Origin of the sequence: Streptomyces sp. RB17 (assembly GCF_009604455.1) — a bacterium.
Classification (GTDB): domain Bacteria; phylum Actinomycetota; class Actinomycetes; order Streptomycetales; family Streptomycetaceae; genus Streptomyces.
Genome location: NZ_WEGL01000001.1, coordinates 1,196,703 through 1,207,953 on the forward strand (window position 1 = coordinate 1,196,703; position 11,251 = coordinate 1,207,953).

The window sequence follows — 11,251 nt, forward strand, 5'->3', positions numbered from 1 at the left end:
CTTCCGCCGCCGCGTTTCTCACGCCCCCGTTATGGACCCGTAGCCGGGCAGCTTGCCGTCACCACGGCCCGGCACGGTAGCGTCGGACTTGCCATGGAACTTGCCTACATTCCCAGCCCGTCGCGCGGGGTGCTGTATCTCGGCCCCATCCCGCTGCGCGGCTACGCCTTCTGCATCATCATCGGCGTCTTCGTCGCCGTCTGGCTCGGCAACAAGCGCTGGATCGCCCGCGGCGGTCGGGCCGGCACGGTCGCCGACATCGCGGTCTGGGCCGTGCCGTTCGGTCTGGTCGGCGGCCGGCTCTACCACGTGATCACGGACTACGAGCTGTACTTCAGCCCGGGCCGTGACTGGGTGGACGCCTTCAAGGTGTGGCAGGGCGGCCTGGGCATCTGGGGCGCGATCGCGCTCGGCGCGCTCGGCGCGTGGATCGGCGCGCGCCGCCGCGGCGTCCCGATGCCTGCGTACGCCGACGCCGTCGCGCCCGGCATCGCGTTCGCGCAGGCCATCGGCCGCTGGGGCAACTGGTTCAACCAGGAGCTGTACGGCCGTGAGACGCATGTTCCCTGGGCGCTGCACATCACCTCCTCCGAGGGCGGCCGGGTGCCGGGCTACTACCACCCGACCTTCCTGTACGAGTCCCTGTGGTGCATCGGCGTCGGCCTGCTGGTCATCTGGGCCGACCGCCGCTTCAAGCTCGGCCATGGCCGCGCGTTCGCCCTCTACGTCGCGTCCTACTGTGTGGGCCGCGGCTGGATCGAGTACATGCGCGTGGACGACGCGCACCACATCCTGGGCCTGCGGCTGAACGACTGGACCGCGCTGATCGTGTTCCTGCTGGCGGTGGCGTACATGGTGGTGTCGTCGAAGAAGCGTCCGGGCAGGGAAGCCGTGGTCGAGCCGGGTGTCTCCGAGGGTTCGGCCGACGCTGCGGAAGGTGCCGACGGGGTCGAGGACAAGACCGATCCGGAGACTGCGGGGGCCGTGGAGTCTGCGGAGGCAGAGGAGACTGCGGAGGCAGTGGAGACTGCCGAGGCCGTGGAGGCGAAGGACGAGGCCGGGTCGGCGACGAAGAAGAGCTGACGGCTGGTGGTACGACGCCGAGGGCGCCCGGGTTCTTCCTGGGCGCCCTCGGCATGTGCGGGCGACTGGCCGGGGGATGCGGCGGGGAAACGCCGAGGTCATGGCCGAAGTGTCAATGACAAGGTCCGCTGGGCCATCGTCACCATCGCCGCGTCGATGAAGCGGCCGTCGGGCAGGGCCTGGGCGCCCTCTTTCGCTGCGGCCGCCTTGAGGATCGTCTCGGCGTGTTCGATCTCTGCCATCGTCGGACGGTAGGCCCGTTCGATCACCGGGAGCTGCCGGGGATGGATGGCGGCGCGGCCCAGGAAGCCGAGGGCACGGCCATGGGCGCAGGAGGCGGCGAGGCCGTCCTGATCCCGGATGTCGGGGTGGACCGACTGGGGCGGTGGGGCGAGGCCGGCCGCGCGGGCGGCGACGATCACCCGGGAGCGTGGCCAGTCGAGGCCCGCGTCGGCCCGGACCCCCAGGTCGGCCCGCAGATCCGTCTCGCCGATCGCGATGCCCCGCAGGGCGGGGTGGGCGATGGCGATGGCGTAGGCGTTCTCGATGCCGAGGGCCGTCTCCAGCAGGGCGTACAGCGGCACCGGGGTGGCGGCGGCGACCTGCCTGATCTCGGCCGGGGCGGTCACCTTCGGCAGCCGCAGGCCCGCCAGGCCCGGGAGTGCGGCCAGGGCGGCCAGGTCGCCGGCGGACCAAGGGCTGTCCAGGGCGTTGACACGGACGTGGACCGGGACCGGCGGGAGGTCGGTGAGGAGCTCGGCCGTGGCCGCGCGGGCGTACTCCTTGCGGTCCGGCGCGACGGCGTCCTCCAGGTCGATCACCACCACGTCGGCGCCCGCGGCCAGCGCCTTGGCCACCACAGGCGGGCGGTCGCCGGGGACGTAGAGCCAGGTCAGCGGGTGCGGGGTCACAGGGCGCCCGCCTCGCGCAGGGCGCGCAGTTCGGCGGGGGTGAGGCCCAGCTCGGTGAGCACGGCGTCGGTGTCGGCGCCGTGCGGGCGGCCGGCCCAGCGGATCGCGCCGGGCGTCGCGGAGAGCCGGAAGAGGACGTTCTGCATGCGCAGCGGGCCCAGCTCGGGGTCGTCGACGGTGGTGACCGTCCGCAGGGCCTGGTACTGGGGGTCGGCGAGCACGTCCCGGACGTCCTGGACCGGGGCCACGGCCGCCTGCGCCTTCTCGAAGGCCGCGAGGACCTCGGCGCGGGTGCGGGCGGCGATCCAGGAGCCGACCGCCTGGTCCAGGACGTCCGCGTGGGCGGCGCGGTCCGCGCCGCAGGCGAACCACGGCTCCCCGATCAGCTCCGGGCGCCCCACCAGGCGCATCACCCGCTCCGCGACCGACTGCGCGGAGGTGGAGACGGCGACCCAGAACCCGTCGGCGGTGCGGTAGGTGTTGCGGGGGGCGTTGTTCGCGGACCGGTTTCCGGTGCGTTCCTGGACGTGGCCGAGCTGGTCGTACCAGGTGAGGTGGGGGCCGAGGACCGACAGGATCGGCTCGATGATCGCCATGTCGACGACCTGCCCGGCGCCGGTGCGCTCCCGTGCGGCCAGCGCCGTGAGCACGGCGTAGGCGGTGGCCAGGCCCGCGACCGAGTCCGCGAGCCCGAAGGGCGGGAGCGTGGGCGGCGCGTCCGGTTCACCGGTGATCGCGGCGAACCCGCTCATCGCCTCGGCGAGGGTGCCGAAACCGGGCCGGCGGGCGTACGGCCCGAACTGGCCGAAAGCCGTCACCCGGGCGAGGACCAGCCGGGGGTTGGCGGCCGCCAGTTCCGTCCAGCCCAGCTCCCACTTCTCCAGTGTGCCCGGGCGGAAGTTCTCGATCACCACGTCGGCGGTGGCGGCGAGCCGGAGCAGTACGGCACGGCCACCGGGCGTGGACAGGTCCAGGGTCATGGTCCGCTTGTTGCGGCCGAGCACCTTCCACCACAGGCCGACCCCGTGCTTGGCCGGGCCGTGCCCGCGGGAGGGGTCGGGCCGTTCCGGATGCTCGACCTTGATCACCTCGGCGCCGAAGTCGCCGAGCAGGGTGGCGGCCATCGGGCCGGCGAAGAGGGTCGCGAGGTCCAGCACCCGCAGACCGGAGAGCGGCGGTGGAGCCGTCGTACTCATGCGTCGTACCTCCGCGTCGTACTCATGCGTCGTCCTTCACGCGGTGAACTGGGCGTCGATCTCCGGGCGGTACGGCATGGACACCGACGCCCCGGCCCGCTGGACGGAGATCGACGCTGCGGCCGCCGCCCAGGACAGGGCCTCCCGCACCGGCTTCTCCTCGGCGAGGGCCACCGCGAGCGCGCCGACGAAGGTGTCACCGGCGCCAGTGGAGTCGACGGCGGTCACCTGCGGTGCCGGGATCACCAGCGGGTCGGTGCCGCGGGCCAGATAGAGGCTGCCCGTGGCGCCCAGGGTGACGACGACCTCCGGCACCAGGTCCAGCAGGGCGGCCGCGGCCTCGCGCGGGTCGGTGCGGCCGGTGAGGGTGATCGCCTCGTACTCGTTGGACACCAACAGGTCGGTCGTGTCGAGGAGTTCGGGCGGCAGCGGCTGGGCGGGCGACGGGGTGAGCACCGTACGGACCCTGTGCCGGCGCGCCGCCTGAGCGCCCAGGACGACCGCGCGCAGCGGGATCTCCAGCTGCAGCAGCAGGGCGTCGGCGGAGGCGATCACGCCCTCGTCGCCGGGGGAGAGGTGGTCGACGGTGCCGTTCGCGCCGGGGATGACGACGATGGAGTTGGCGCCCTCGTCGTCCACCACGATGTGCGCGGTGCCGGACGGGCCCTCGACCGTCCGCAGGAAGTCGGTGTCCACGCCGGAGTGTTCGAGGGTGTCGCGCAGCCGCAGACCGAAGGCGTCGTTGCCGACCGCGCCGATCATCGAGACGGTGGCGCCGGCCCGGGCCGCGGCGATCGCCTGGTTGGATCCCTTGCCGCCGGGGATCGTACGGAACTCCCGCCCCGTCACGGTCTCGCCGCGCTGCGGCGCCTTCGCGACATAGGTGACGAGGTCCATGTTCGTGCTGCCGAGGACGACGATATGGGTCATGGTCGGGTCGCCTCCAGGTGGGTGAGATGGGCGAGGGTGTCGAAGCCGGTGCCGTCGAGGTCGGCGACGGTGGTGGCGAGCCGGTTCTTCAGCGGGGCCCGCCAGCGGTCGGGGAGCGCGGCGGGGTCGCCCGCGAGCAGCCCGGCGACGCTGCCGGCCGTCGCCCCGTTGGAGTCGGTGTCCAGGCCGCCCGAGACCGCACGGCAGACGGAGCCGGTGAAGTCGCCGTCCGCGTGGGTGAGGGCGGCGGTGAGCAGGGCGGTGTTGGGGATGGCGTGCACCCAGTGATGGGCGGGCACGTAGCGGGCGTGGAGCGCGTCCACGACGTCGTCGAAGTCCTCGTGGGACTCGGCAAGACGGACGGCGTCGTCGATCGCCCGCGCGAGCCGGGAGCGGGGCGGGATCACCCGGCGGCCGGTGCGCAGGCAGGAGTGGACGTCGTGGTCGCCGGTGGCGGCGGTGGCGATGACGGCGGCCGTGAACATCGCCGCGTAGACGCCGTTGGCGGTGTGGGTGAGGACCGCGTCGCGGTACGCCTGTTCGGCGGCGGCCCCCGGGTCGCCGGGGTTGGTCCAGCCGTGCACGTCGGCGCGGATCAGGGCGCCGATCCACTCGCGGAAGGGGTTGCGGTGGCGGGCGGTGTGCGGGGGTTCGATGCCGCTGAGGAGGTTGCGGTAGGCGACGCGTTCGGCGGTGAAGGTGCGGCCGGGCGGGAGCTCGTCCAGCCAGAGCCGGGCGACGTCGACGGTGCTGAAGGCCTTGCCGTGCCGGCGCAGGAGCAGGAGGTTCAGGAGGGGGTAGTCGAGGTCGTCGTCCTCCGGCATCCCGTCGATGTTCTCGGCGAGGGAGGTGGCGGCGGAGCGGCGGTTCCAAGGGTGGGCGGCGAGGAGGTCCTGCGGAACGCCGCGGGCTGTGAAGTATGTGGTGAGGGGCCAGTTGCCTGCGGCCTGCGCGAGGGCGCGGATGCCGTCGAGGGGCAGCTTCTCGACGGGTTTGCCGAGGAGGCATCCGATGGCCCGGCCGAGCCAGGCGGCTTCGAGGGCTTCGCGAGTGGGTGCTGACCTGGTATGGGTTTCGCTTGCCGGTGCCGGCGGATCCGGCCAGTCCGGGCACAGGGCCTTGATGCGGGCGAGGTTCGTCGGCTCGTCGTGGGACAAGCCGCTGGGGAGGTCCGCCAGTTCGTCCAGGAGGTCCTCTGCCAGCAGGCGCAGATACCGCGAGACACCGTGGGCGGACGCCCCCGCCCGGGGCGGCGCGTCCGGGCCGCCCGCGGCCCGCCAGCGTGCCTCGACCGCCGACGGTTCCCGCCCGTCGAGGCGGGCCTGGCGGAGTTCGTGGCCGAGCAGGTCCTCCGGCTGGACCCAGGTCAGTCGGAGCATGCGGTGCCTCCGAGAGCCGTGAACGCCCGCTCGTGGGCGCGCCGCCGGCGCACGTCACGTTCGAACACCTCGCACGCGACCTCGGTGAGCGTGCGGGCCGGCTCCCACAGGTCCAGCCGGCTGGCCTCCGCCACCGACTTCGCCCAGTCCTCCGGAACGGGCGAGCCCAGTGCGCCCGCGAGAGCGCCGGCCATCGTCGCGATCGAGTCGCAGTCGCGGCCGTAGTTGACCGCGCCGAGCACGGCGTGCCGGTAGTCGCCTCCGGAGACCAGCAACATGCCCAACGCGATGGGCAGTTCCTCGACCGAGTGGAGACGGGAGGGGCGGCGGGCGGCCAGGGAGGGGGCGCGGTAGTCGGGGCCGACGGTGTCGTACGGGGCCACCGCCGCGCGCAGCGGCCGTAGCGCCGACTCGAAGTCCCGGTGTCGTACGGCCACTTCGCAGACCTTCTCGATCGCCTCGCGCGTGCCGTCCTTCGCCAGGGACAGGCAGGCGGTGACGACCGCGTCCGGGGTCGCGCCCGGTGCCGTGGCGGCGGCGACGGCCGCGGCGAGGACACCGGCCGCCTCACGGCCGTACGACGACTGGTGCGCACCGGCGACGTCCAGCGCCTCGGCGTAGGCGGCGGCCGGGTTGGCCGCGTTGACCAGGCCGACGGGGGCCATGTACATCGCCGCGCCACAGTTGACGATGTTGCCGGCGCCCGCCTCCCGGGGGTCGACGTGGCCGTAGGCGAGCCGGGCCACGAGCCACTTCTCGGCGAGGAAGAGGCGGTGCAGGGGCAGGGCCTCGGCCTCCAGCTCCGGGATCCAGCGCGGGTTCGTCATCAGGTCCGGGACCAGGTGCTCGGCGATCGCGTACGCGTCGAGGTGGTCGCGGACGCGGGCGTAGACCCGGATCAGCGCGTGGGTCATCAGGGTGTCGTCGGTGACATGGCCGTCGCCCTTGTGGTAGGGGGCGATGGGGCGGGCGGTGCGCCAGTCGTCGCCGTGCCAGGGGCCGACGATGCCGTGGACGCGGCCGCCGTGGCGCTCGGCGATCTGGTCCGGGGAGTACCCCTCGACCGGGCCGCCGAGGGCGTCGCCGACGGCGGCTCCGACGAGGGCGCCGGTGATCCGGTCGCCGAGGCCGAGCAGGGGGGGTCTGTTGCTTTCTTCTTCTTTGAGTCCTTTGGACTCCTTGGGCGTCATGCCCCGAATCATCCTCCTGGGCGGGCCGGTTGCGCGGCTTCCAGGAGTCCGGCGAGTTCCACCAGGTCGGTGCCGGTGAGGCGGGGCAGCGCGCAGCCGGACAGGGTGCGGCAGGCGTCCCGCCAGGTCTGCGGGAGGGCCGCGCCGCCGCCGAGGGCTCCGGTGAGGGCGCCCGTGAGGGCGGGGGCGGAGTCGGCGACCCGGGACAGGCACGCGGCGGCGGGTACGGCCTCGGCGATCCGGCCGTGGGCGGCGGTGGCCAGGGCGAGGGCGACCGGGACGGTCTCGGCGGCGGCGATGCCGTAGCTGTAGACGTGGTCGACGATCTGGTGCTCGAGGAGCGGTACGAGGGCGAAGGCGGACTCACTGTCGCCGGCGAGGGCGAGCGCATGGCGGGCGTTGCGGCCGATCTCGGTGTCGGGCGGGAGTTCGGCGAGCGCGGCGGTCACACAGGCGTCCGTCTCGGCGTCGGCGAGGGCGAGCGCGAGGGCCGCGGCCATGGCGCGGGCGCCGTGCACGCCGTCGCCGTCCTGGGTGTAGCGGGCGTCGAACTCGGCGAGGGCGGCCGCGCGTTCGGGGTCGCCGGGGTGGGCGACGGCGAGGACGCAGGCGCGGACGCAGGCGGCGTCGTCGAAGTAGTGCGGGTTGTCGTGGCCGGTGGCGGGCGGGCGCAGGCCGGCGGCGAGGTTGCCGAGGCCGGCGCGGACGGAGATGCGGGCACGCAGGGGGAGGACGGCGGACTCGACCTCGGGTGCACGGTCCTCCGCGGCGGCGACCTCCGCGGCCACGGCGGTCCAGGTGAGGTCGATGGCGGCGCGGGTACGGCGCTCCCGGCTGAGGTCGCCGAGGGCGTCGTCGGCGCCGGCCCGCAGCACCGCCTCGGCGGCGAAGGCCGCCCACTCGGCGTCGTCGGAGGGGCCGAGGCGCAGCGGTTCGGGGGGTTGGTTGAGGGCGATCGGCACCGGGAGGGTGGTGGTGGCGTTCTGCTCGGCGAAGGTGTCCAGCTCGCGGGTGAGGCGGCGGGTCCACTCGGGCATGCGGGCGGCTCGGTGCCGGGCGGCGGGCCAACCGGCGGCGTCGCCGGCGGCCAGGCCGAGCAGGAGTCCCTCGATACGGCGCGCTGTCATGACTGCACCTCGCTGTCCGGGTGCCCGGCCTTCCCCACCTCAACCAGGGGACTCCGCCCCCTGACCCCCCGTCCGCCCACCTCCACCGGCGCCGCGCCCGTCGCCTGGCCCGGCGCCGCCTTCGTCGCTTGGCCCGGTGCCGCTTCCTGCCCTTCCGTCGGCACTGCCTCCGTTGTTTCGCCCGGCATCAACTCCGGCACCCCGACTGGCACCGCCCTCTGCGCTTCCGCAGGCGCTGCCTCCGTCACTTCGCCCGACACCGCCTCCAGTACCTTGTCTGGCGACGCCTCCCGCGCTTCCGCAGGCGCCGCCTCCGTTGTTTCGCCCGGCACCGCCCTCCGTGCATCCGCCGGCACTGCCTCCGCCGCTTCGCCCGGCACCACCTGCCGGGCCTGGGCTGGCGCCGCCTTCGTCGCTTGGCCCGGTGCCGCTTCCTGCCCTTCCGTCGGCACTGCCTCCGTTGTTTCGCCCGGCATCAACTCCGGCACCCCGACTGGCACCGCCCTCTGCGCTTCCGCAGGCGCTGCCTCCGTCACTTCGCCCGACACCGCCTCCAGTACCTTGTCTGGCGACGCCTCCCGCGCTTCCGCAGGCGCCGCCTCCGTTGTTTCGCCCGGCACCGCCCTCCGTGCATCCGCCGGCACTGCCTCCGCCGCTTCGCCCGGCACCACCTGCCGGGCCTGGGCTGGCGCCGCCTTCGTCGCTTGGCCCGGTGCCGCTTCCTGCCCTTCCGCCGGCACTGCCTTCGTCGCGTCGCCCGGCATCAACTCCGGCACCCCGACTGGCACCGCCCTCTGCGCTTCCGCAGGCGCTGCCTCCGTCACTTCGCCCGACACCGCCTCCAGTACCTTGTCTGGCGACGCCTCCCGCGCTTCCGCAGGCGCCGCCTCCGTTGTTTCGACCCGCACCGCCCTCCGTACATCCGCAGGTGCCGCCTGCCTCGCTTCGTCCGGCGCCGCGTCCCGCAGTTCGACCGGCACCCCCTCCGCCGCCGCGTCCCGCAGTTCGACCGGCACCCCCTCCGGCGCCGCGGCCGTCACCTCGCCCCGTAGCGCCTTCGTCACTTCCCCCGGCACCCCCTGCGCCGCCTCCCCCCGTGCCCCATCCCGCACCACCCCCGGCAGCACCCCAGGAAGCACCACCCTCACCCCCCACTTCCCGCCCTCCCCCGGGACCAGCAGTTCCGCCACGTCCAGGATGTGGTGGCCGGCCATGGACGGCAGGCAGCGGCCGCGGGCCGGGCCGATGGCGGCGGACCAGGTGGGCGGGATCGCCGAGATGCCGTGGGTCGCGCCGGACAGGGCGCCGGCCAGCGCCGCCGTCGTATCCGCGTCGCGGCCCATGTTGACGGCCGTCAGGACCGCCTCCCTGAAGTCGCCGTCGGCCGCCGCGTACGCGCCGAAGGAGAGGGCGACGGCCTCGGGGGCCAGGTCGGTCCAGGGATAGCCGCCGATGACGACCGCGGAGCGCACCGCGCGTTCGCCGCGGTGGGCGACGGCCACCGCCCGGCGCAGGGAGCGCGCCGTCCAGGAGTCCTCGGGGATCACCGCCAGCGCGGAGGCGATCACCACCGGAACCGGGGCGCCCGCCATCGCCGCCGCCACCCCCGCGGCGACCGCCTGGCCGCCGTAGATCCCCTCGCCCTCGTGGCTCACCGAGCCGTCGATCGCCACCAGCCGGGCCGCTTCGGCGGGGCGGCCGGCGGCGAAGACGCCGAAGGGGGCCGCCCGCATGGCCAGACCGTCGCTCCAGGCGTGCCGGTGCTGGGCCGAGATCGGGGCGGCGAGGCCCCGGCGCAGGTTCTCCAGCGTGCCGCGTTCGCTGAAGCCCGCGCCCCGGAAGGGACCCTCGGCCCGGTCGGCGATCCACTCGTGCCAGGCCGCCTCCACGTGCGCCGGGGTGAGTGCCGAGCCGTGGCGGGCCAGCAGCAGGCCCGAGAAGATCGCGTACTCCGTGTCGTCCGTGCCGGACGGAACCTCGGCCACGTAGCCCGTGACACGGCCCCAGCGCGCGCGGATCTCCGACGGCTTGAGATTCTCCGCGGGCGCTCCCAGCGCGTCCCCGACGGCCAGGCCGAGCAGCGCGCCCCGGGCCCTCTCCCGGAGCCCGACGGCGTCGTCGGGCGCCGGAACCGGGGGAGTGCAGGCGATCGATGCCATGGGCGGACTCCTTCGCGGCGGGAACGCGCTTTGCGGATGTGTGCCACGGGGCGCGCGCCCGCGAGCCTCCCCGTCTCGAAGTCACCCGCTTGGCAATTGAGCGTGATCATGCACGGATGAGCAAAGCCGGGTAAAGGTGCAGGTTAGCCCAGCCTTTCCTTGCTGGCGGGAGTGGCAGAAGGGGGGTAGGTTCGGTGTTGTCGAAAAGTAGAACTCGTCCAAAGTTAGCTTTGGCTAAGCTATCCGGGGGGCCCGCATGGCCATCATCGAGACCCAGGCCGCGCTGCATGAAGCGCACCGTGACAACCACACGCACCGCGACGTCAACGGCGGCTGGCTGCGCCCCGCCGTCTTCGGTGCGATGGACGGCCTCGTCTCCAACCTCGCCCTGATGACCGGTGTGGCCGGCGGGTCCGTGAGCCACCAGACCATTGTCATCACCGGGCTCGCCGGGCTGGCGGCGGGCGCCTTCTCCATGGCGGCCGGCGAGTACACCTCGGTCGCCTCCCAGCGGGAGCTGGTCGAGGCCGAGCTCGATGTCGAGCGCCGGGAGCTGCGCAAGCACCCGCAGGACGAGGAGGACGAGCTCGCGGCGCTGTACGTCGCGCGGGGCGTGGAGCCCGCCCTGGCCCGGGAGGTCGCGCGGCAGCTGTCGAAGGATCCCGAGCAGGCCCTGGAGATCCACGCCCGCGAGGAGCTGGGCATCGACCCCGGTGACCTGCCCTCGCCGCTGGTCGCCGCCGTCTCCTCCTTCGGGTCCTTCGCCCTCGGCGCCCTGCTGCCCGTGCTGCCGTTTCTGCTCGGCGCGGCCGCGCTGTGGCCCTCCGTGCTGCTCGCCCTCGCCGGGCTCTTCGGCTGCGGTGCCGTCGTGGCCAAGGTGACCGCGCGGAGCTGGTGGTACAGCGGTCTGAGGCAGCTCGCGCTGGGCGGCGCGGCGGCCGGTGTGACGTACGCCCTGGGTACCCTGTTCGGAACGGCCGTAGGATAGCGCCGCCGGTACTTATGCGTTGGGCCGCATAAGTAGCCGCGATCGCCCGTTACTCACTGGTTTCGACTGCGTGACCACCGGGCATGAGCCGTAAGCGCTGTGGGCAATGACGCCTGCCGCACCCCCGTGGGGTGAGTGAAGACGCTCCCCCCGCCCCCATCGGGCCGCCGGACGCCGATCCGACCGATCTCGTCCGCTCGGTCCCCCTCACACGTTCGCCGTCACCGCGCGGCACCCCAGGCCGTCACGCGCGGTCCCGCCGCCACGCGCGGCACCCGGGCCGCCCTG

At 74.0% G+C, this 11,251-nt stretch carries 8 protein-coding genes and 1 pseudogene; 2 read left to right on the plus strand and 7 right to left on the minus strand.

The window, feature by feature from the left end; genetic code table 11:
* Positions 1–93 precede the first annotated feature (93 nt).
* Positions 94–1,083: a prolipoprotein diacylglyceryl transferase gene (gene lgt / locus SRB17_RS05525; protein WP_153534999.1), complete on the plus strand. Its 990-nt coding sequence runs from the start codon at positions 94–96 to the stop codon at positions 1,081–1,083.
* 98 nt (positions 1,084–1,181) lie between these two features.
* Here the strand turns inward: lgt and SRB17_RS05530 are convergent, their stop codons facing one another.
* The 7 genes and pseudogenes from SRB17_RS05530 to SRB17_RS05560 all read right to left on the minus strand — a co-directional run.
* The gene (locus SRB17_RS05530; protein ID WP_323375032.1) at positions 1,182–1,994 is read right to left on the minus strand and encodes a CoA ester lyase; all 813 of its coding nucleotides are present in this window, start codon (positions 1,992–1,994) and stop codon (positions 1,182–1,184) included.
* Complete coding sequence (locus SRB17_RS05535; RefSeq protein ID WP_153535001.1) at positions 1,991–3,190, minus strand: CaiB/BaiF CoA transferase family protein; 1,200 nt, start codon at positions 3,188–3,190, stop codon at positions 1,991–1,993. Before SRB17_RS05535 ends, SRB17_RS05530 begins: the two co-directional genes overlap by 4 nt.
* Positions 3,191–3,226: 36 nt before the next feature.
* Positions 3,227–4,120, minus strand: a complete 894-nt coding sequence (rbsK, locus tag SRB17_RS05540) for a ribokinase (RefSeq protein WP_153535003.1) — start codon at positions 4,118–4,120, stop codon at positions 3,227–3,229.
* Positions 4,117–5,499 (minus strand): ADP-ribosylglycohydrolase family protein, encoded by a 1,383-nt coding sequence (locus SRB17_RS05545; protein WP_153535005.1) that lies wholly within the window; start codon positions 5,497–5,499, stop codon positions 4,117–4,119. The genes rbsK and SRB17_RS05545 overlap by 4 nt, the downstream gene beginning before the upstream one ends.
* Complete coding sequence (locus SRB17_RS05550; protein ID WP_153535007.1) at positions 5,487–6,689, minus strand: ADP-ribosylglycohydrolase family protein; 1,203 nt, start codon at positions 6,687–6,689, stop codon at positions 5,487–5,489. Before SRB17_RS05550 ends, SRB17_RS05545 begins: the two co-directional genes overlap by 13 nt.
* Positions 6,690–6,697: 8 nt before the next feature.
* The gene (locus SRB17_RS05555) at positions 6,698–7,816 is read right to left on the minus strand and encodes an ADP-ribosylglycohydrolase family protein (protein WP_153535009.1); all 1,119 of its coding nucleotides are present in this window, start codon (positions 7,814–7,816) and stop codon (positions 6,698–6,700) included.
* A gap of 1,148 nt (positions 7,817–8,964) precedes the next feature.
* A pseudogene (locus tag SRB17_RS05560) lies at positions 8,965–9,975 on the minus strand (ADP-ribosylglycohydrolase family protein); the annotation flags it as partial.
* A 256-nt stretch (positions 9,976–10,231) separates the two neighbouring features.
* Between SRB17_RS05560 and SRB17_RS05565 the strand changes: the two are divergent.
* Positions 10,232–10,963 (plus strand): VIT1/CCC1 transporter family protein, encoded by a 732-nt coding sequence (locus tag SRB17_RS05565; RefSeq protein WP_153535011.1) that lies wholly within the window; start codon positions 10,232–10,234, stop codon positions 10,961–10,963.
* Positions 10,964–11,251 lie beyond the last annotated feature (288 nt).